We start from the raw sequence: 21,784 nt of genomic DNA on the forward strand, positions 1-21,784 counted from the left end.
TAAAAACTCAATGGCGTCGGCGCAGAGTCGATGCTGAATTTCATCTTACGAAGTTAATGAATAAAACATAGATAATAATTTTATACAGCTTGTTGAGTTTTTTTATCCATTTAAATACAGTTAGTTAAAATTCATTAAAGACCATTGAGTTAACGGAAAAGAACAGGGTTCTAGTCAGTGCGGAATAAAATACTAATGGCTAAAATTACCGCATCGGCGACAATGAATATTTCAATAATGCTATTTAAGAAATTCGTTATCATGCGAGAAATTTCGGCAATAATATTAAGGCGGCGGTGAATGGGTACAGCTAACGTCGGGTGATAGGGCATATTGAAGTAGCAGCCGTGGATAACGCCGATGGATCACCACTATTTGTGTGATAGAGCCAAATTTGAAATGTCCATCGGCTAGTGGTTAAGCTCCCTAATCACTTGTTTTTGCTCAAACTGCCAACTGCGCCTAAGCTAGGATGTGACTCAAGGGGAGACGAACTCCCCGCAACAATTTTCTGTGGACATGGAGGAGTTTCGATTTGATGCGTTTATCGACATTGGTGCTGGCGATCGGCATGGCGCTGGGCACACAGGCACAAGCAGAAGAGACCAACCCGCACGCGGATCATAGCGCGTTGCCAAGCGGCCAGGCAAAGGAGGCTACCGTGACCGGCGAAGCCAACCAGCACGACAAAAAGAACGAAAACCCGTTCTTCTACCAAAGTCGCCTGCCATTCCAGGCACCACCGTTTAATGTGATCAAAGAAAGTGACTATGCGCCGGCGATTGACGCCGGTATCAAGCAAAAACTGGAGGAGGTGGAGAAGATCGCCAACAATCCGGCCAAGCCTGATTTTAAAAATACCTTTGTGGCCCTGGAGCAAAGTGGCGCATTGCTGTCGCGAGTGATGAACGTGTTTGGTGCCATGACCTCGGCCAACACCAGCGACGCGTTACAGAAGCTGGACGAAGAAAGCTCACCGAAGCTGGCGGCGCTGGACGACGCCATCATGCTTAACAGCAAACTGTTTGCCCGTATCAAGGCTGTGTATGAACAGCGTGACGCACTAAAACTGGATGCGGAATCTCGCCGACTGGTGGAAGTGACCTACAAGAACTTCGAGCTGGCGGGGGCCAATCTGTCCGACGCCGATAAAACCAAGCTGAAGGCGCTGAATCAGGAAGCGGCGACGCTGAGCACCCAGTTCTCCAACAAATTGCTGGCCGCAACCAAAGAGGGTGCGCTGGCGATCGCCGATAAAGGCAAGCTGGACGGCCTGTCGGAAAGCGAACTGGCTGCCGCAGCCCAGGCCGCCAGCGAACGTAAGCTGGATAAACAGTGGTTGCTGGTGCTGCAAAACACCACCCAGCAACCAGAACTGCAAAGCCTGAAGGATCGTGATACCCGCAAAGCGCTGTTTGATGCGTCCTGGAACCGGGCAGAAAAAGGCGATGCTAACGACACTCGCCAGACAATCGCTCGTTTGGCCAAGGTTCGGGCTGAACAGGCCAAGCTGCTGGGCTTCCCGAATTACGCAGCCTGGAAACTGCAAAACCAGATGGCCAAAACACCGGATGCCGCGCTGAGTTTTATGCGTAACATCGTCCCTGCGGCGACCGCCCGTGCAGAACGTGAAGCCAAAGACATTCAGGCTGTGATTGACCAGCAGAAAGGTGGATTTAAGGTTGAAGCCTGGGACTGGCAGTTCTATGCAGAACAGGTTCGTAAAGCAAAATACGACCTTGATGAGTCGCAGATCAAACCTTATTTCGAACTGAATAACGTGCTGAACAACGGCGTGTTCTATGCTGCGAATCTGCTGTACGGCATCAGCTTCAAAGAACGCAAAGATATCCCGGTTTACCAACCGGACGTGCGGGTTTATGAAGTGTTCGATAAAGACGGTAAATCATTGGCATTGTTCTATACCGACTTCTTTAAGCGCGACAACAAAGGCGGTGGTGCCTGGATGAGCAACTTTGTCGAACAGTCGAAGCTCAAAGGCACCAAACCGGTGATTTACAATGTTGCCAACTTCACCAAACCTGCGCCAGGCCAGCCTGCGTTGTTGTCGTATGATGATGTGATCACCATGTTCCACGAGTTTGGTCATGCGCTGCACGGCATGTTCGCCGATCAGGAATACCCAAGCCTGTCCGGCACCAACACGGCGCGTGACTTTGTTGAATTCCCATCACAGTTCAACGAGCATTGGGCCAGTGATCCTAAAGTGTTCGCGCACTTCGCCAAGCATTACAAAACCGGGGAAGCGATGCCGCAAGAACTGGTCGACAAAATCAAAAAGGCCGACAAATTCAACAAAGGCTATGACATGACCGAGCTGCTGTCTGCGGCGCTGCTGGATATGCACTGGCACATGTTGAGTGCTGATCAACCGCAACAGGACGTGGACAAGTTCGAAGCCGAATCGCTGCAAAAAGACAAAATCGATCTCAGCTATGTGCCGCCACGCTATCGCTCAAGTTACTTCAAACATATCTGGGGTAACGGCTATGCCGCTGGTTACTACGCCTATCTGTGGACAGAAATGCTGGCGGATGATGCTTTCCAATGGTTTACCGAACACGGTGGCCTGACCCCCGAGAACGGCCAGCGTTTCCGCGACATGGTGTTGTCGCGTGGCAACAGCCAGGATCTGGAAAAACTGTATATCGACTGGCGCGGTCAAGCACCCAGCATCGAACCCATGCTGATTAACCGTGGGTTGAAAGACGAATAAAATAGTGTGATGTCTGTACGACGAACAAGGGCGTAATAAATTACGCCCTTGTTATTTAATAAATTTAACATTTACCTATCGTTGATGAATTCCAGGTTGTTTCTGGATGAGAGCAAGGTGAAAAGAAGACGTCATGAAGCATGGTTAATAATGGCATTTTCATTTTTCTTTCTGTTTGTTTCTTTTGGGTCGTTAAAAGATGACCCTTATTTGGGGTTGGCTTTATTTGTTACTTGGATTGTACTTTTTATGCTCCCTATAGCGGTTTTCCCGCCACCGAAAAACTCAGGCGGCAAGCTCAAGAGCACATAGAGAACTATTACGCCGAACAACAGGTTTGAATCATGGGCGCAGTTCAAAAAAACCGCGCCCAACACCTTCAGCGGTTAACCACCTTGGCTGGCAGGGCAACCACCAGTAAAGAACTGATCAGCAGGCAACCGGCGAAGGCCCAGAGTGCGCCACCGCTTTTTCCGGTCAGATCCAGTGCCAGACCCATCAGTGAGTTACTCACCAACCCGGCGATATTTGCCAGCGAGCAGGCCAGCGCAAAGCCGGTGGCCGCTGCCGTACCGCGCAGGAAGGTGGCCGGCAGGCTGAAGAACACCGGCACCGCACCGATGATCGCCGCCTGGGCGACGGAGAACAGCAACACCGTGGCGATCACGTTGTGCGTGAAGAACGTACTGCCAGCCATCGCCATCGCGCCAACAATAAACGGCACTATGATATGCCAGCGCCGCTCACGCATGCGGTCAGAACTGGTGCCGATCAGCAGCATACCCAGCAGTGCGGCGACGCTCGGCAGCGCGGTCAGCATACCGATGGTGGTAATGTCGGTCACCCCGGCGGTTTTGATAAAAGTGGGCATCCAGAACCCCATCGCATAGGCGCTAAGCAGGATCGAGAAGTCGATGCCGCCCAGCATCCAGACCTTGAGGTTAAAAAAGCCGTCGCGAAAACGGTGTTTGCTGTGACCGGCTTCGGCATCATCTTGCGCCAGGTCATCCGCAATACGCTGTTTCTCTTCGTCGGATAACCATTTGGCTTGGCGGAAATGGTTCGGCAACACCCAGAACGTCAGTATGCCCAGCAGTACGCTGGGGATACCTTCCAGCAAGAACAGCCACTGCCAACCGTGCAGCCCGTGGCGCATGTCGAAATGCCCCATAATCCAGCCGGAGATCGGGCCACCCAGCACGCTCGACAGCGGCAGACCGATCATGAACAACGCAATAATGCGGCCGCGGCGGTAGGTCGGGAACCACAGCGTCAGGTAGAACAGCACGCCGGGCAGGAAACCGGCCTCCGCCACGCCGAGCAGAAAACGGATGACGTAAAACTGATTCGGGGTGGTGACGAACATGGTGCACGCGGAAAGCAGGCCCCAGGTGATCATGATTCGGGCGATCCACACCTTGGCGCCGACCCGTTGCAGGATCAGGTTGCTAGGCACCTCAAACAGGATATAGCCGACAAAGAACAGCCCGGCACCCAAACCGAAGGCCGCCTCGCTTAATTGCAGTTGCTCTGCCATCTGCAGCTTGGCCAGCCCGACGTTGATGCGGTCGAGGTAGGCGGCCAGATAGCACAGACAGAGAAACGGGATCAGCTTCCAGGTGATTTTGCGGTACAGAAGCGATTCTGCGCCCGCTTTCCCGGTTAACGGGGTTTCAACAATGGCCATGATGATGTCTCCAGGTGGTGCATGGTGGCCTCCTGAGGAGGAGTGTTGTGTGTGTTTGCTTGATCGCCGCCCTGTATCGGGCGGTCGCTTGAGACGCTTGCCGCGCCTTCTTTATTTTTCAGTTCTCCGTGCAGGTGAAGCTCTGGATTACAGCCGGTTCTTACACTTTATCCTTCAAACTGCGTCCTTGTTGGCTGCCTTTGTTCACCTGAATCACTTACTTGAGTAAGCTCATCGGGATTCACTCAGTTGCCGCCTCGACGCAATTTGAATGATTTTGTGTACAGATAATCGAGGGTCTCCTGTTTGGTCACGACGTCGCCGTATTTACTGTCGATATCGAACAGATTGGCCTCATGCGGGCCAGGGTGGCGATCGCCCACGCATTCACGTACCACGATGGTACGGAATCCGTGCTGTACCGCATCCACCGCGCTGGCGCGGATGCAACCGCTGGTCGAACAGCCGACCAGCAACAGGGTATCGACGCCAAGCGCCACCAACATGGGGGCCAGCGAGGTACCGAAAAAGGCGCTGGCGTACTGCTTGGTCAACACCACTTCCGAGGACAGCGGTGCCACCTGCGGGCAGAATGCCGCCAGCGGATGACCTTCCACCATGTCTTTCATCACCGGCGCTTTCTTCACCCAGATGCCACCGTCGGCAAAATGCCCTGCATGATAGCGGATATTGGTGTGGATCACCGGAATACCCACCTGGCGTGCGGTAGCCAGCAATGCCACGCTTTCATCGACCGCGCTGACCACGCCAGGGGCGAACAAGGGGGCACCTTCGGTGGTGTAGCCCTGCATAAAGTCGACCACCAACAGTGCCGGGCGATGGCCGAAACCGATACGGTTACCCCAGACGCCGCTGTAGTTATCGGTGAGACTGTTCTCGGTTGCGGATTCCATGTTGCCTCCTCAATAAGCGCCGGACAGCAGGGCGCCGGCACCGGGAACGATCGGCTCCAGCTCCAGGGCCGTCAGCATAGCGTAGGTGGTGGCGATGGCGGCGGTCAGCACCGGCTTGCCGGTTTGCGCCTCCACGGTAGCGACCGCCGGTAAGGATGGCATCTGCACGCAGGCGGACAGGACGATAACGTCCACATCGCTCAGGTCCATTTCCGCGACAATGCCCGGCAGGTTGGCCGGATCATGACGGCCTACGGCCAGATTGTCGGCGATCTCCAGCGCGCGCCACACCTTGACCTCAATGCCTTCGTGTTCGATATATTCCACCACCATTTGGGTCAGCGGCTTCATGTAGGGCGCCACCAGTGCAATACGTTTGGCACCCAGCACCTTCAGGCCGTTGACTAATGCCCCGGCGCTGCTGATCACCGGGGCGGCGGCGTTGTTGTCCCGAGTCACCTGCGCCAGCCGCGCCTGGGATTCACGGTGATAGCCTAATCCCATCGACATGATCGCCACCAGGCAGGCATAGCCGAGTACGTCGACCTGCGCGTCGGAAAGCTCCAGCGCGCAGCGGTCTGATTCGGCGTCCATCGCCGCCAGCTCTGCTTTGCTGACGTGCTTCATGCGCATGCGGCTGGAGTGGAAGGTGAAGCGTTCCGGGCGGATCAACTGACGTGCGGTCAGCATCGCCGGGATTTCGGTTTCCATCGTGGTATTGGAACTGGGCACGATCTGGCCGATACGGTAATTTTTGCTCATGACAAAGGTTCCTTAATTAATCCAGAAAATCGCCCAGGGCGTGGAAGAAACCGTCGAAGTCGTCCCACGGGATCATATGGCCGGCTTTTTCAACGTGAACCAGGGTAATTTCCGGCTGCAACTGGCGGATCTCCGCTTCGTCTTCCGCTTGGATCACGCCACCAAGGCCCGCAATCATCAGCAACGTCGGCATGCTCAGCGAGGGATAGTCGCGGTGGCTGTCGACCTGATGAAAATCTTCATAGGCGCGCTGAATCGCCGGTTCGTAGCAGGTGTGCAGCCACTCGGCCCGCAGTTGGCGCTGTTGTTCGCTCCAGCTCGGGCAGAAACTGCGCATCTGTTCGGCGTCCATCCCCTGCAGCGACTGGCGGATCGAATCAACGTACCAGGGCCATTTCCCCGGATATTCACGACGGCCGGGGCCGGAAACCGGCGGATCGACCAATACCAAACGCCGTACGCCAGCCGGTTGCAGCGCGGCAGCGCGCAGTGCAAAGCGCGCCCCCATCGAATGGCCAAGCAGAGCGACGTTTTCCAGCTTTAATGCGGCGGCGAAGGCGTTGACGTCCTCGGCGCAGGTTTCAGCGTCATAGGCCAGATCCGGTCCGCTGGCGGACAGGCCACGGCCACGCACGTCCAGCACGTAGGTGTCGTAGCGCTCGGCCAGCCGTTCGGCAACGAAGCCCCAGGTAATCGCCGGGCTGGTGATACCGGGGATCAGGATCACTACCGGGCCTTGCCCCCCGTAACGCAGGTAGTGCTGGCGAATGCCGTTGGCCTGCACGTTGGCGCCATAAAGGAAGTGGCTCATGCGGCGTTCTCCGACTTCAGCGCCTGCGCGTACAGGTCATAGCCGTAGACCCAGGCCGGATCTTCCTGAGTACGCAGGAAGGTATTGGCATTGGAAACGGCCTGCACGCGGGAGGCGCGTTCTTTGCGGTTGGCTTCATACAGTTGGAAAGCGGTACGGTAGTCGGTCAAACCGGTTTCCTGCAGGCAGCGCGCCAGCATGGCGGCATCTTCGATCGCCATCGCCGCGCCTTGCGCCATGTGTGGTTTCATCGGGTGGCAGGCGTCGCCGAGCAGCACCATTCGGCCTTCGCTCCACAGCGGCAGCGGCTTACGGTTCAACAGCGGCCATTTGGTGACCTGTTCACTGGACTCGATCAGCGCTTGCACAATCGGGTGATAGCCGGCAAAGGTTTCGTACATTTCTTCGCGGCTGCTGTCGATAAAGCTGCCCTGGAAATCCCACGCCGGGTGAGGCACGCCGCTGACGTAATAGTATTCATCACGTTTTTGGGTGGTGTAGTAGACCATCAGGTGGCGATCTGCCGACCACCACTTCACGCAGTCTTCAAAGCTCAGGTTGTATTTGGCCAGTTTTTCGCCGCGGATCAACGCACGGTGGGCGACCCAGCCACTGTAGGTCGGCGCTTCAGCGCCCAGCAGGTGTTCGCGAATGCGGGAGTTGATACCGTCGGCGCCAATCACGATATCGGCGCTGGCCTGGGTACCATCGGTAAAGTTCAGCACCACTTCATTGTCGCGTTCCTCAATTTTGCTCAGGCACTTGCCAAAATGCACGCTGCCCGGTTGCAAGGCGGCCATCTGCAAGGCCTGCAAATCGCCCCGGTGTACCGTCACGTAAGCCGCGCCGTACTCTTTGCGGGCAAAGGCCCCCAGCTCAATGCGCGACAGATAGTCACCGCTTTCGGCATCGCGACTGAACCAGAAGTCCGGGTGCGAGGCCATTTGCTCCAGTGGCTGTTCAATACCGAGGCGGCGGAAAATCTTCAGTACGTTCGGCCCCATATGGATACCGGCCCCCAGGCGTGAAAACACTGGGCTCTGTTCGTACAGGTCGACGGCAAAGCCGGCTTTCTGCAGCAGACCGGCTGCTGCTGCGCCACCCAGACCGGCGCCGACTACGGCAATGCGTTGTTGTTTGCTCATCATTTTTCCCCTGACTGTTGGTTTTTTACCCGTCATCCGCAGTGACGCCGGATGATTGGTTTATAGTGTATACGCTTTATATTGAAAAGTTGCACAAGTGTTAATTTAGATCTGGCTCACGCTAATCAATCGCCGATTTCTGTTAAGCTCATGTTAATCACAGGATGGATAGGGCTTAAAATAGGAATTACTTATGGGTAATCGCGGAGTGTTGCTTCCTGTCTGATTTTGGGATTATATGATTAAAAGAGCGTATTCACTTTAATTTGCGCAAAATAACCTCATCGGCGCCGGGTGCGTCGTCCAACCCATAGCGAGACAGGAGATACACTATGGCGGTCAATGATAGTCAGTTGGTTCAACTGTTCGAGCAGGTACTTAGGCTGTCGAAGGTGGATGCTTCGCAAAGCGTGGCGATCCTGAAGAGCCACTATTCCGATGCGCGTACGGTACGTGCTGCCACCGATGCGGCGTTACGGCTGGGTGCCAAGGTTTATGCGGTAGAACTGCCGTCATTCAACCATCCGCGTGCCATGGGCAATGACATGACGGCTTACTGCGGCGACACGGCGCTGACCGGTAACCCTGCGGCGCAGCGCGCACTGGAGGCGGCCGATCTGATTGTCGACACCATGATGCTGCTGCACTCACCGGAGCAGGAACAGATCCTGAAAACCGGCACGCGTATTCTGCTGGCCGTCGAACCGCCAGAGGTGTTGGCACGGATGTTGCCTAATGCAGAGGACAAAGCACGGGTATTGGCGGCTGCCACGGTGTTGGAGAAGGCCAAACTGATGCAGGTGAAGTCTGCTGCCGGCAGCGATTTCCGTGCGCCGCTGGGGCAATACCCGACGGTGACCGAATACGGCTATGCCGACGAACCGGGGCGCTGGGATCACTGGCCGAGCGGGTTCTTGTTCACCTGGCCGAATGAAGAACAGGCGGAAGGGGTGTTGGTGCTGGAGGTGGGCGATATTCTGTTGCCGTTCAAGAGCTATGCGCGTGAGCGCATTACGCTGGAGATCGACAAAGGCTTTGTTACGCGTATTCACGGTGGCTTTGAAGCGGAATATCTGCGGGAGTATATGAAGTATTTCAACGACCCGGAGGTGTACGGCATCTCGCATATCGGTTGGGGCTTGCAGCCACGGGCGCAGTGGACGGCGATGGGTTTACACGACAAAAACGACGGTATGTGTATGGATGCACGCGCCTTCTACGGCAACTTCCTGTTCTCCACCGGACCGAATACTGAAGTCGGCGGCACGCGCAAAACGCCGTGCCATATGGACATCGCGCTGCGCCATTGCGACATCAGCCTGGACGGGGCTACGGTGGTGGCGAATGGCGAAGTGGTGGCACCGGCGGCATCGCGGGTCAACCAGGGTTAACCTTGCTGTTAAACGTGGGGGTTTGTACTATTCTCGGTGGTTTCCATAGATGGTGAGAGTAACGCAATGACGCCCCCCGAATACCCGGCTGCAGAGAACGGCAAGACCGAAAATTATCATTTTACTGAACAAGTCGGGCACCTGCTGCGCAAGGTTTATCAGCGCCACGTGGCGATTTTCCAGCAGAACGTTGGCGATTCGCAATTGACCGCCGTGCAGTTTATTACGCTGTGCGCGGTGCGTGACATGGGCCCAAGTTCGTTGACCGAGTTGGTGCAGGCGACGGCGGTCGATCAGGCGACCATTCGCGGTATTGTCGAGCGTCTCAAGGCGCGTGAATTGATCACCGTGATGCCGGATCCGATCGACCGACGCAAAGTGGTGGTCGGGCTGACCGCCAACGGCGCTGCGCTGTTGGCGGAAACACTGCCGCATGCGGCGACGATCACAGAATTAACTTTCGGTACGCTTAATCCGGCCGAACGTATAGCACTGATGTTCCTGCTTAATAAAATGCTGGAGGACCCGCCGGCCACCTGATTCGCCACCCGCAACTGCGGTTATCTGGTGAAGGCGGTGGCGGCGAGGTCACGGCCCACAATATATACCCTCTGGCTTTCACGCTGGGCACCCAGCGGCGATTTGAACGATGGCGGGTATAACCAGAGCGCAGGCGGAGACGCAAAAATGGCGATAGCTGAAGTGCAATTGCCCAGGGAAGGCGCGGTAAAAATACTGACGGAGCATCCGCTGATGCTGTCAGTCAACGGCGAAGATATTCATACCCGGGTCATGGCGGATACGCCCCTACTGCTGGTATTGCGTAACGATCTGGCGCTTAACGGCCCGAAATACGGTTGTGGCCTGGGTGAGTGCGGTGCCTGCACGGTGTTGGTTGACGGCATTGCCGCACGCGCCTGTGTGATCCCGGCTCTGGGCATGACCGGGCATGCCGTTACCACACTGGAAGGGCTGGGCGATCGCGAGCATCTGCATCCGGTGCAACGTGCCTTTATCGAAGAACAGGCGGCCCAGTGCGGCTACTGCCTGAACGGCATGATCATGACCACCAAGGCCCTGTTGGATCGCAACCCGTCGCCCAGCGATGGCGAGATCCGTCAGGCGCTGTCCGGCAACCTGTGCCGCTGCGGCACCCATATCGAAATCCTGCGTGCGGTTCAGCGCGCCATCATTCTCTGCCGCAGTGAGGAAATCTCGCCCCATGACTGACGCCCATTCCTCATTTCCGAGCCAGGCCGAATTATTGCAACGTCATGGCACCTTGCTGATTATCGATCAGATCCAACCCCCGCCGGGCCTGGTGCCGAAAGGCCAGACCCCGAGCCTGAAACCCAAAGAACAGGGGTTGTTCATCGCCATTTGCGACAGCGGCGAAGTCTACGCCTTCAACGGCCATGTCGATCTTGGCACCGGTGTTCGCACCGCGCTGGGGCAGATTGTCGCCGAAGAACTCTATCTGCGCATGGACCAGGTACGCATGGTGTTAGGCGATACCGAAAGCACGCCGAATCAGGGCGCCACCATTGCCAGCGCCACGCTGCAAATTTCCGCCATACCGCTGCGCAATGCCGCCGCCGAGGCACGGCGCTGGCTACTGGCGCAGGCAGCGCAGCGCTTTAGCGTTAGGGTTGAGCAACTGACGTTGAACGACGGCACCATTGTCAGCCCGCAGGGAGCCGCGGTGAGCTATGGCGAACTGGTTAACGGGGTGCATATTAAACTGCCGATCTCCGGCGATGCGCCACTCAAGCCGCAGGCCGACTACCGGCTGGTCGGCACCAGCACCGCACGCGTCGATATTCCGGCCAAGGCCACCGGCGAATCCACTTACGTGCACGACATGCGGCTGCCGAATATGCTGCACGGGCGGGTGGTGCGGCCGCCGTATGCCGGTTACGACAGCGGCGAGTTTGTCGGTACCAGCCTGTTGGCAGTAGAAGAACAGTCAATTGCTCATATTCCCGGCATCATTAAACTGGTGGTGATCGGGGATTTTATCGGCATTGTCGCCGAGCGCGAGGAGCAGGCGATCAAGGCGGCGCAGGCGCTGCAGGTGAGCTGGAAGGACTGGCGGCGTAACCTCCCGCAGATGACCGACGTGGCGCAGGCGCTGCGCGATAACCCGCATTCTACGCGGGTGGTGCATGACACCGGTAACGTGGATGCGGCTTTGGCTGCCGCCGATAGGCGCTTTACCCGCAGCTACCTGTGGCCGTACCAACTGCACGCCTCTATCGGTCCTTCCTGCGCGCTGGCGGACTACCAACCGCAGCAGTTGCAGGTGTGGTCAGGTAGCCAGAACCCGCACCTGTTGCGTGCCGATCTCGCCTGGTTACTGGAATACCCGGAAGAACAGATCGAGATAATCCGCATGGAAGCTGCAGGCTGCTACGGCCGTAACTGTGCCGATGATGTTTGCGCCGATGCGGCTTTGCTGTCGCGCGCGGTGGGCCGCCCGGTGCGGGTTCAGCTCACCCGCGAGCAGGAACACCTGTGGGAACCTAAGGGCACCGCACAACTGATGGAAGTTGACGGTGGGCTGGACGCCGCCGGTCATCCGGTGGCCTATGATTTTCGTACCTATTATCCGTCCAACGGTGCACCCACGCTGGCACTGTTGTTGACCGGGATGGTCGAACCGGTGCCGGTGGCCTATGAGATGGGCGATCGCACCTCGGTGCCGCCTTATGAATACCCCGAGCTGCGCGTTAGCATTGAGGATATGGCGCCCATCGTGCGTGCCTCCTGGATGCGCGGCGTGTCGGCACTGCCGAATACCTTCGCTCACGAGTCCTATATCGATGAGTTGGCAACCGCTGCCGGTGTGGATCCGCTCGAGTACCGGCTGCGTTATATCAAAGATCAACGCGCCACCGAACTGATGCTCAGCACCGCCGAACGGGCAGGTTGGACGCCACATACCGAACCGATGCAAACCGCGGCGGAAGACGGTGTGCTGCGCGGGCGCGGTTTTGCCTATGCGCGCTACATTCACAGTAAATTCCCCGGTTTTGGTGCCGCCTGGGCGGCCTGGGTCGCCGATGTGGCGATCGACAAGGCCAGCGGTGAAGTGGCGGTCACGCGTATTGTGGTCGGGCACGACGCCGGCATGATGGTCAACCCGGACGGTGTGCGTCACCAGATCCACGGTAACGTGATCCAGTCGACCAGCCGGGTGCTGAAAGAACGGGTGACCTTCGAGGCGTCGACGATCTCCAGTAAGGAATGGGGCGCTTACCCCATCCTGACGTTCCCGGAAGTACCTGAGGTGGATGTGGTGATGATGCCGCGGCCTTATGATCCCCCGTTGGGGGCCGGAGAGTCTGCTTCGGTACCCAGTGCGGCGGCCATTGCCAATGCGGTGTTCGACGCTACCGGCATTCGTTTTCGCGAGTTGCCGATCACGTCCGATCGTCTGCGCGAGGCGTTGAACGGCCCGGATAGCGCCCGGCAGGAACCTGCGCCACCGGTAAAACCCAAACGCAGCAAATGGTGGTTCGGCGGTGCGGTCGGTATTTTCGGTGCCGTATTGGGTGTCGCGACGACGGCGTTGCCGTGGCGGGCCGAGATTGCCCCGGTGGCCACCTCAGGGGCGAGTACCTGGTCGACGGCCACTCTGGAGCGCGGTCGTCAACTGGCCGCCGTGGGGGATTGCGCGGTGTGCCACACCGCCTCTGAGGGGGCGACCAATGCGGGGGGGCTGGCGATGGAAACGCCGTTCGGCACCTTGTACAGCACCAATATCACCCCAGACGTGGAAACCGGGATCGGCAACTGGTCATTTACGGCTTTCGACCGGGCGATGCGGCAAGGTATCAGCCGTGACGGTCGTCATCTGTATCCGGCATTTCCCTATACGTCGTTCAGTAAAATGACCGACGGCGATATGCAGGCGCTGTATGCCTATATGATGTCGCAGCCGGCGGTCGCGCAGACTAATCCGACTAACCAGATGCGTTTTCCGTTTAATCTGCGCCCGCTGATGGCCGGCTGGAATGCGCTGTTTTTGCGTCAGGGTGAGTTCCAGTCGAACCCAATGCAAACTGCGCAGTGGAACCGGGGTTCATATCTGGTCAATGGGTTGGGGCACTGTGCGGCCTGCCATTCGCCGCGCAACCTGATGGGGGCGGAAAAGGGCGGCCCCGGTTTCCTGGCCGGCGCGATGGTGGACGGCTGGGAGGCGCCGGCGCTGAACCAACTGGCCAATGCGGATAAACCCTGGAGCGAGGATCAACTGTTCCAGTATCTTCGCAGCGGTCATTCAACCGAACACGGCGTCGCGGCAGGGCCGATGGGGCCGGTGGTCAGCGAACTGGCGACGTTGCCGGAATCGGACGTGCGAGCGATGGCCAATTACCTGATATCCCTGAGCAGTCCGACGCAATTGAATTTGGAACCGCAGGTAAAATTGGCCTCCAGCCTGCAACCCGCATTGGGTCAGCAGGCCGGTGAGCGCCTGTTTCAGGGGGCCTGCCAGGCCTGCCACAGCGCCGCCAGCGGCGGGCCGCAACTGTTTGGCGTCAGTCCTGATCTGGCCAATAACACCAATATTTTCAGCGAGCGGCCGGACAACCTGATCCACGTGATCCTGCAAGGCATCGCCAAACCGGCCACCACCGAACTGGGTTTTATGCCTGGCTTCAAGGACAGCTTTTCCGATCGACAAGTGGCGGATTTGGTGAACTATCTGCGCCAGCGCTATGCCGCTGACAAACCGGCCTGGTCCGGGGTTGAGGCGCAGGTAGCCAGGTTACGCGCTAATCCTGGTAGTCATTAGCGGCTGTCAGAAAGTGGCGCAAGCAAGCTTGCGTCCTTTTGTATTGTGCGGCGCCTTAAGGAGGAGGCCGCAGACAGGCATTTCACCTGTCAGCAGGCAGGTGAAATGCCCAAGAGCCATTATTGTTACCAAAATGGCGGAAAAAAACAGACGACGGGCAAAGAGATAAGCGACTCAGGCCAGCGGCCCGCCCATAATGGTTTCTTTCATGCCAGAGATAATGCGTTCGCCGGTTTCGGTTTTCAGCTCTTCATACCACCCGCGGGTGATCTCCATTTCTTTGCCGTGAGTCACATCGCAACGTTTGCGGGCTTTCAGCACCAAATCCTTCACGCGATAGCCGCGTTTTTCCTGATAGCGCAGCAGCGCATCTTCAATACCCAGTGAATTTGTCTGCAAGGCAATCGCCAGTACTACGGCGTCCTCCATTGCCGCGCATCCGCCTTGGCCGATGTCCGGTGTGGTGCTGTGCCCGGCATCGCCCAATAATGCCACGCGACCGCGAACCAGTTGTTCGAAAGGTTCGATATCGTGGATTTCTATGCGGTTAAGGGTGTTGGGGTCGATCGCCGCAATCAGTTTTTGCACCGGCTCGGCCCAGCCAGAGAAATAACGCTGTAGATCGGCACGCGCGGTGCTGCGATCTTCCGCCAGCCCGGTGGGCAGTGGAACGTCGAAGAAAAAGTAGAAACGGTTGTCGGATACCGGCATTAACGACACGCGTTTGCCTTCGCCAACAAAGGTAGTCCATTGATCGGCTGGCGCGATGGATTCATCAATGGTCACCAGCCCGTTCCAGTTGACGTAACCGGCGTAGCGGCGATCAACGCCATGGCCCAGCACATACGGGCGAATGACGGAATGGGTGCCATCGGCGGCGATCAGGAAATCGCCGCTGACCTGGCTACCGTCTTCAAACCAGGCAGTCACGCCTTCCGGCGTTTCTTCAATGCCACTGACGCGCTTGCCAAAACGCACCTGATCCCGGCCGTAGGTCTCGAGCAACATCGCTTGCAGTTCGGCGCGGGCTACCGGGTAAGGGCGTTCGCCGACGCTGGCGATGAGCGGCTCCAGGCTAAAGCGCGTCAACGTCTGGCCGTGCCGATACTCCTGATACGCCATGTAGTGCATGGCACCGCCGAGCGCCCGCAACGGTTCTTTCATCCCCAAATAATTAAGGCATTTAACGCCGTTGGGCCAAATGGAAATTGCAGCGCCAACCGGTTTGATCTCTTTGACGGCTTCAAACACCTCGGTGTCGATGCCGCAACGCTTCAATGCGATGGCGGTACACAGACCGCCAATGCCGCCGCCAATGACGATTGCTTTCATGTTCTTCTCCTTCATAAGCCATGCTGAGGAGAAGCAATTTCCATACCAGCCCGTAAACAGGGCGCTGGCGCGGTATCAGGCAGCCGCCTGATGCTCATTGGTGCAATACAGGAAAATGGCCGCGTACTTTTGCACCAGAAAAGTCACTGCGCTAGGTGCGATCCCGGTTTGCCAACTGAATTGCCAGGTTTTCAATGCGCTCTGCCATTTGTTTCGTCAGGGCGGTTAATTCTGTGTTTTGTTTTAACAGCGCCAGTAACTGATCAGATTGCTGGGCAGCGAGCGTTTGCCTTTGCGCCATGGCCTCATCCAAATCCTCACGGTGTTGAGCATCGGTCAGAGCATGTGCCTGATCGCGCTCGGCCTGCCGGGTTTGTGCAAGCAAGATCAACGGGGCGGCATAAGCGGCCTGTAGGCTGAATGCCAGGTTCAGCAAAATGAATGGATAGGGGTCAAACTTGGTGAAGCCTGCCAGATTGAGATAAATCCAGACGGCAACGACGACGGTCTGGCCGACCAAAAACGTCGGTGTACCGAAAAAGCGGGCAAAGGCCTCTGCCTTCAACGCAAACCATTGGTCACCAAAGGTGTGGGTTAGGCTTTTCAACGGGCGATAAAAACGAAACTTTTTATTGGGTTGCGACATGGCGTTCACACTCGTGAATGTAATGAAGAAAGATGTCATTTATAGCATGGGGGCCGAAATCCCCGCGCAAGACACAGCACAAATCCACCACAGAAAACCGCGTTCGAATGTTAAACAATCAAAATAATAGACTACGCTAACTATTAGCCTGTCGCGCTAGTGCATGCAGACGGTGCGCATAAAAAGAATGATTTCGCCGCATTGATTAAGGTTGATCGGCATTTTGGAGCTATGAGCAATGAATCTACCCGAAGTCCCGCTTACCCGGCGGCGTTTTATCGTCGGCGCCAGTGCGCTGGTGATCGGAGCCTACCTGCCGTCTACCGGCGCTCTGGCCCGCTCATCCTCCGCCTCCGTGCCTGAAAACAATCCTCATGCAGCCAATGCCTTCGTGCAGATCGACCAGGAAGGGATTGTCACCGTAATCAGTAAACACACCGAGGTGGGCCAGGGTGTGTACACCGGCATGGCGACCCTGGTCGCCGAAGAGCTGGACGCCGACTGGGCGCAGGTGCGGGTGGTTGCCGCGCCGGTTGACACCAACGTCTACAAAAACCTGTCATTCGGTTTCCAGGGCACCGGGGGTTCCAGCTCGGTAGCCAATGCTTACGAGCAGATGCGCCGCATGGGTGCCATGGCGCGTGCGATGCTGGTTCAGGCCGCCGCGCAACGTTGGAAAACATCAGCGCAGGAAATTACCGTGCAGGCGGGCAAGATCCGCCATGCTGCCAGTGGGCGTGAAGCAGGCTTCGGTGAGTTTGCCCTGTTAGCCAGCCAACTGCCGCCACCCGATCCCGCCACATTGACACTCAAAGACCCCGCCAATTTTACCCTGATCGGCAAGGCCAGCGGCCTGCACCGGGTGGATTCACTGGCGAAGACCAACGGCACGGCACAATTTACGCAGGACATTCATGAGCCGGACATGCTGACGGTGACCATCAAAAAGCCGCCGCGCTTTGGCGGCAAGGTGGCCTCGTTTGATGCCAGCAAGGCGCTGGCGGTGCCGGGCGTCGTTACGGTGAAACTGACCGATACCGGCGTAGCGGTGTACGCCAAAAACACCTGGGCGGCGATCCAGGGACGCGAAAAATTGCAGGTGGAGTGGGATGACTCGCAGGCAGAACGCCGCAACACCGAACAGATCTTTGCCGAGTTCCGGCAGGTGGCCCAAAAGGCCGGCGTCGTGGCGAAAAGCCACGGCAATCTGGATGACGCTTTTAATAAAGCCGATAAGGTCATCGAGGCGGAATACACCTTCCCGTACGTTGCTCATGCGCCGATGGAACCCTTGGACGGTTACCTGTTCTGGGATGGCGAAAGCGTCAAGGCGCGATACGGCTGCCAGATCCAAACCCTCGATCATAAACAGCTGTGCGATCTGTTCCAACTGCCGCCGGACAAAGTAGAAATTGAAACCATTTTGGCTGGCGGCAGTTTTGGGCGACGTATTGATTTGGGTAATCCAACGCTGGGGCCGGATCTGGCAGCGGATATGGCGGCGGCGGCCAAGGCCATTGGCCCAGGCCACGGCGTGAAGGTGGTCTGGACGCGTGAGGATGATATTCGCAATGGGTGGTACCGCCCGATGATCTTGCATCGGATGCGCGGTGCGATCCGTGGCGGCAAGGTGGTGGCCTGGAGCGATACCATCGTCGGCCATTCCTGGACGCTTAACAGCGCGATGACGGCACTGGTGGTTAACGGCCTCGATCAGATGATGGTTGAAGGTGCCAGTGAGGTGCCCTATAGCTTTGAAAGTTTCCGCTGCGACGCGCATATCGTGCCGGGTAAGGTGCCGACGACGTCACTGAGATCGGTCGCCAGTACCCATACCGGTCACGCGGTGGAAAGCTTTATCGATCAACTGCTGCAAGAGACCGGGCAGGATCCGGTCGAGGGGCGTTTGGCGTTGATGGGAGATGCGCCGCGTGAGGCAGGGGTATTGCGTGCGGTGGCCAAAGCTGCCAATTGGCAAGGTGCGAAAGTGGTGGAGGGGCGGGCGCGTGGCGTCGGTGTTGCCAAGGCGTTCGATACGCTGGTGGCGCAGATAGCCGAGGTCTCTATCGGCGAAGGCGGTATTCCACGAGTGCACAAAGTGTGGTGTGCGGTGGATTGCGGTGTGGCAGTCAACCCCGATGTGATTCGTGCACAGATTGAGGGGGGAATTGGTTATGGCCTGAGCATCGCGCTGTACGGCAACATCACCTTGAAAGATGGCGTGATTGAGCAATCCAACTTCAACAATTTCCGCCCACTGCGCATTGATGAAATGCCGGAAATAGACGTGATTATTGTGCCTTCAACGGAGAAACCCACTGGCGTAGGGGAACTCGGTGTCCCCACGATTGCACCTGCGGTCGGCAATGCGTTGGCGTTGCTCGGGCGGCCGCGGACTTCGCTTAGTCTGCCATTTCATCGACCTAACCCCGACGCCAGCGTCTGATCAAGGAGAACAGCATGATAACTTTAACCGTGAACGACCAACCGCTGACGTTTGATGGCGATCCCCACATGCCGCTGCTGTGGTTTTTACGTGATGAAGCCGGCCTGACGGGCACCAAATTTGGCTGCGGCATTGCGATGTGTGGTGCTTGTACTGTCCACCTGGACGGTGTGCCGGTGCGTTCATGCATGACGCCGGTTTCAGCCGCTGAGGGCAAGAAAATCACCACTATCGAAGCGATCGGCGAAACACCGGCAGGCAAAGCGGTGCAGGCGGCCTGGGTCAATCTGGACGTAGTGCAGTGTGGATACTGCCAATCCGGTCAAATTATGAGTGCCAGTGCCCTGCTGACACAGAGCAAAAATCCGAGCGATGCCGATATTGACGCGGCGATGAGTGGCAACGTTTGCCGCTGCGCTACCTACGTGCGCATTCGCGCTGCCATCCACCAGGCCGCCAAGGCGTTGGATTAAGGGAGAAACCCATGAGCAACGCCCTGAGATGGCTATTATGGTTGATTGTCGTAATCGTGGTGATAGCGGGCGGTTACGCGCTCTATACCCTGTTACGCCCGGTTGGCCCCGAGCCCACAGCCCCTATCGCCGGAGCCCCGGCAGGGATGAGCGTTAAGCTGGCTCGCGGTGAATATCTTGCCCGTGCCGCCGACTGCGTGGCTTGCCACACGGCACCAGGCGGGAAACCTTTTGCCGGTGGCTTTGCCTTTAAACTGCCGTTCGGCACCATTTATGGCACCAACATTACCGCCGACGAAGAAACCGGCATCGGTGGCTGGAGTGACGATCAGTTTGTACGTGCTGTGCGTGAGGGGGTTGGGCCACAGGGGAATCTGTATCCCGCCATGCCTTACACCTCATATACTGCGATGAGCCGCGACGACGTATTGGCGATCAAAGCCTACCTGTTTAGCTTGCCGCCCGTGAAGCAAGCCAACCCGGAAAATGGGCTGTCGTTTCCGTTTAACCAACGCTGGGGCATGAAGTTCTGGAACCTGGCATTTTTCAATGAGAAACGTTTTGAACCCAACCAGAATCAGGATGAACAGTGGAACCGTGGGGCTTACCTGGCCACGGCGTTGGGGCATTGTAGCGAATGCCACACGCCACGCAACTTGGGCTTTGGCATCAATCAAAGCAAAAACCTTAGCGGTGAGGTGATCCAGGGGTGGTTTGCCGCCAATATTACCCCGGACCCACAAACAGGTATTGGGGGCTGGAGCGAGCAGCAACTGTCGCAGTATTTGGCAACCGGTCATGCGGAAGGCCGCAGCAGCGCTTCTGGCCCGATGGCGGAAGCAGTAGAGAACAGCCTGCAGTACCTGACGCCGGAGGATAATCGGGCGCTGGTGAAATACCTGCGCAATATCGAGCCTATCGCCACCGACAGTGCCAGCGCGGTCAATCTGCAGCCGAAGGGGGCAACGTCGTCCAGCGCGATATTGCCGGGCGGGCAGGAAGATTCACTGGGACGCCGTTTATTTGCGGGGGATTGCAGTGGTTGCCACCAGTGGAACGGTACGGGCCGCCAGAGCAAATATGCGTCGTTGGTTGGCAGCACCGCAGTCAACGATCCCCAGGGCCGCAGCGTGGTGCAGGCCATTCTGAAAGGTACGCGTATCAGTATCGGTGAGCAGCACGAATTTATGCCGGACTTTGGGGCCCAATATTCGGATGAGGAAGTGGCTGCGGTAGCTAACTACGTCGTCGGTCAGTTTGGTGAAAAACAAGGGAAGGTAACGGCCAAGCAGGTCGCGGAACAGCGCAAGCAGTAGCCGTTGGCGAGGGGGTTACCCCCTCGCTATCCATCAACCTCTGCGGCGGGACATCACCAGTTTATCCTTGGGGCGATCTTGCCAGTCGGCAATCTGATTATTGAAGTTATCAGCCAGTAGATAGGCCGGCGTTTTTGCCAGCCAGTCAGACAGCGAAATATCCTGGTAAATGCCGTTATCCAGTACAATTAACACCTTAAGATCCTCATCGCCCATATTCTCAATGTAGTGACCAAAACCCTGCGGGACATAACCGACGTCGGTCGGTGCATATTCAGATGTCTGCGCATGACCGTGTGAACTAAATACCGTCATGCGACCCTTGCCGGAAATATAGTATTGCCATTCATTGGCGTTGGGGTGCCAGTGCAATTCTCGCACTGCACCAGGTTTGACGATTTCTATAATTCCGGTCATGGTGGTTGAAATAGGAAATTCTTTTGACGACACCAAATGAACGCTGCCTGCATCATTTTCAAAGAAAGGTTTTTGTTTCATTAATTCATAGCGATGGGCCAGCGGGGCGTTATTCAATCCGCCATCTTGGGTGGGAAGGGGCAACGCCGGCGGAATTGCGCCGCCGACAATATAGGCTTCACCCTGTTTGGCTTTGGAAAATACCGATGCAGGCATATTAACGCTTTTTTCCAACACCTCTTTAGGCATGTGCGCTACCCAGTCGGTAATGCTAAAAGTACCGAATTCGGAAAAATGACCGTTATCAAAGGTTAAGACAAAGTGTGCGCCGTCTGCCAGCGCCTGTATCGAGTGCCCATAGCCTTTGGGGAAGTACCAGACGTCGCCAGCGCCAAAGTCCGCCACTTCACACTTTCCGTCCGGATCGATGATGGTAATGCGCGCATGGCCTTCCAGCATAAATGCCCACTCAGCGGCAATGGCGTGCCAGTGAAGCTCACGTACGCCGCCCGGTTCCAATGTCATATCTACCCCGGCGACGCCTTCAGAAATCGGGAATTGTTCGACGGTGGCCTCTCTGGCCCACCCCTTGGGCAGGCTGCGTTTCTTACTGTTGGCAAAGACATACTTATAAACGTTTTGTACATCGGCGGCGGGTTGGAAAGTACTGGGTGGGACAATATTGCGATGTTCGTCGGCGCTGGCGGATTTAATCATAGCCCCCATGACGCTGGCTGCCGCTGCGCTTACCGCAGAGGCTTTTAATATATCACGACGCGATAACATATAATTCCTCCAATATATTGAGTATTTGCCGAAGTATCGGCGTGTTTATTGGTTTGTTTATTGACTGCAGGCGTTTATTGCCGCGTTAAAATGTTCGGCGACGATTAAATCATAGTGGGTTGA

The 21,784-nt window shown here is 56.9% G+C and carries 16 protein-coding genes; 8 read left to right on the forward strand and 8 right to left on the reverse strand.

The window, feature by feature from the left end; all coding sequences use genetic code 11:
- The first annotated feature begins 538 nt into the window (after nucleotides 1-538).
- Nucleotides 539-2,737: a peptidyl-dipeptidase Dcp gene (gene dcp / locus JOE25_RS05980; RefSeq protein WP_209633215.1), complete on the forward strand. Its 2,199-nt coding sequence runs from the start codon at nucleotides 539-541 to the stop codon at nucleotides 2,735-2,737.
- A gap of 379 nt (nucleotides 2,738-3,116) precedes the next feature.
- Here dcp and JOE25_RS05985 read toward each other — a convergent pair whose 3' ends face one another.
- From JOE25_RS05985 to JOE25_RS06005, 5 genes are all read right to left on the reverse strand, one after another.
- Complete coding sequence (locus JOE25_RS05985; RefSeq protein WP_209633217.1) at nucleotides 3,117-4,424, reverse strand: MFS transporter; 1,308 nt, start codon at nucleotides 4,422-4,424, stop codon at nucleotides 3,117-3,119.
- A gap of 245 nt (nucleotides 4,425-4,669) precedes the next feature.
- Nucleotides 4,670-5,338 carry an N-carbamoylsarcosine amidohydrolase gene (locus JOE25_RS05990; RefSeq protein ID WP_209633219.1) on the reverse strand — a complete coding sequence of 223 codons (669 nt, stop codon included), beginning with the start codon at nucleotides 5,336-5,338 and terminating at the stop codon, nucleotides 4,670-4,672.
- Nucleotides 5,339-5,347: 9 nt separating this feature from the next.
- Nucleotides 5,348-6,049: an Asp/Glu racemase gene (locus JOE25_RS05995; RefSeq protein WP_209634194.1), complete on the reverse strand. Its 702-nt coding sequence runs from the start codon at nucleotides 6,047-6,049 to the stop codon at nucleotides 5,348-5,350.
- Between the two features lie 67 nt (nucleotides 6,050-6,116).
- A complete protein-coding gene (locus JOE25_RS06000) occupies nucleotides 6,117-6,911 on the reverse strand; it encodes an alpha/beta hydrolase (RefSeq protein ID WP_209633221.1) in 795 nt (264 codons plus the stop codon).
- Nucleotides 6,908-8,059, reverse strand: a complete 1,152-nt coding sequence (locus JOE25_RS06005; RefSeq protein ID WP_314589557.1) for an FAD-dependent monooxygenase — start codon at nucleotides 8,057-8,059, stop codon at nucleotides 6,908-6,910. The genes JOE25_RS06000 and JOE25_RS06005 overlap by 4 nt, the downstream gene beginning before the upstream one ends.
- A gap of 329 nt (nucleotides 8,060-8,388) precedes the next feature.
- Here JOE25_RS06005 and JOE25_RS06010 point away from each other — a divergent pair, with 329 nt between their 5' ends.
- The 4 genes from JOE25_RS06010 (at nucleotide 8,389) to JOE25_RS06025 (ending at nucleotide 14,245) form a co-directional block, all read left to right on the forward strand.
- A complete protein-coding gene (locus tag JOE25_RS06010; RefSeq protein ID WP_209633225.1) occupies nucleotides 8,389-9,447 on the forward strand; it encodes a 2,5-dihydroxypyridine 5,6-dioxygenase in 1,059 nt (352 codons plus the stop codon).
- A gap of 66 nt (nucleotides 9,448-9,513) precedes the next feature.
- Nucleotides 9,514-9,987, forward strand: coding sequence for a MarR family winged helix-turn-helix transcriptional regulator (locus JOE25_RS06015; RefSeq protein ID WP_209633227.1), 474 nt, complete (start codon nucleotides 9,514-9,516; stop codon nucleotides 9,985-9,987).
- Between the two features lie 147 nt (nucleotides 9,988-10,134).
- Nucleotides 10,135-10,677, forward strand: a complete 543-nt coding sequence (locus JOE25_RS06020) for a (2Fe-2S)-binding protein (RefSeq protein WP_209633229.1) — start codon at nucleotides 10,135-10,137, stop codon at nucleotides 10,675-10,677.
- Nucleotides 10,670-14,245, forward strand: a complete 3,576-nt coding sequence (locus JOE25_RS06025; protein ID WP_209633231.1) for a molybdopterin cofactor-binding domain-containing protein — start codon at nucleotides 10,670-10,672, stop codon at nucleotides 14,243-14,245. The genes JOE25_RS06020 and JOE25_RS06025 overlap by 8 nt, the downstream gene beginning before the upstream one ends.
- Before the next feature lie 174 nt (nucleotides 14,246-14,419).
- Here the strand turns inward: JOE25_RS06025 and hpxO are convergent, their stop codons facing one another.
- The gene (hpxO, locus tag JOE25_RS06030) at nucleotides 14,420-15,577 is read right to left on the reverse strand and encodes an FAD-dependent urate hydroxylase HpxO (protein ID WP_209633233.1); all 1,158 of its coding nucleotides are present in this window, start codon (nucleotides 15,575-15,577) and stop codon (nucleotides 14,420-14,422) included.
- Nucleotides 15,578-15,728: 151 nt separating this feature from the next.
- Complete coding sequence (locus tag JOE25_RS06035; RefSeq protein WP_037414954.1) at nucleotides 15,729-16,223, reverse strand: DUF1003 domain-containing protein; 495 nt, start codon at nucleotides 16,221-16,223, stop codon at nucleotides 15,729-15,731.
- A 238-nt stretch (nucleotides 16,224-16,461) separates the two neighbouring features.
- On the opposite strand from JOE25_RS06035, the gene JOE25_RS06040 reads away from it, so the two are divergent.
- From JOE25_RS06040 to JOE25_RS06050, 3 genes are read left to right on the forward strand one after another with little or no spacing between them, the layout of a single operon-like run.
- Nucleotides 16,462-18,669 carry a molybdopterin cofactor-binding domain-containing protein gene (locus JOE25_RS06040; protein ID WP_209633234.1) on the forward strand — a complete coding sequence of 736 codons (2,208 nt, stop codon included), beginning with the start codon at nucleotides 16,462-16,464 and terminating at the stop codon, nucleotides 18,667-18,669.
- Between the two features lie 14 nt (nucleotides 18,670-18,683).
- Nucleotides 18,684-19,142 carry a (2Fe-2S)-binding protein gene (locus JOE25_RS06045; RefSeq protein ID WP_209633236.1) on the forward strand — a complete coding sequence of 153 codons (459 nt, stop codon included), beginning with the start codon at nucleotides 18,684-18,686 and terminating at the stop codon, nucleotides 19,140-19,142.
- Nucleotides 19,143-19,153: 11 nt separating this feature from the next.
- The gene (locus JOE25_RS06050; protein ID WP_209633238.1) at nucleotides 19,154-20,458 is read left to right on the forward strand and encodes a cytochrome c; all 1,305 of its coding nucleotides are present in this window, start codon (nucleotides 19,154-19,156) and stop codon (nucleotides 20,456-20,458) included.
- A gap of 33 nt (nucleotides 20,459-20,491) precedes the next feature.
- Here the strand turns inward: JOE25_RS06050 and JOE25_RS06055 are convergent, their stop codons facing one another.
- A complete protein-coding gene (locus tag JOE25_RS06055; protein ID WP_209633240.1) occupies nucleotides 20,492-21,661 on the reverse strand; it encodes a cupin domain-containing protein in 1,170 nt (389 codons plus the stop codon).
- Nucleotides 21,662-21,784 lie beyond the last annotated feature (123 nt).

Origin of the sequence: Serratia sp. PL17 (assembly GCF_017832355.1) — a bacterium.
Lineage (GTDB): Bacteria > Pseudomonadota > Gammaproteobacteria > Enterobacterales > Enterobacteriaceae > Serratia.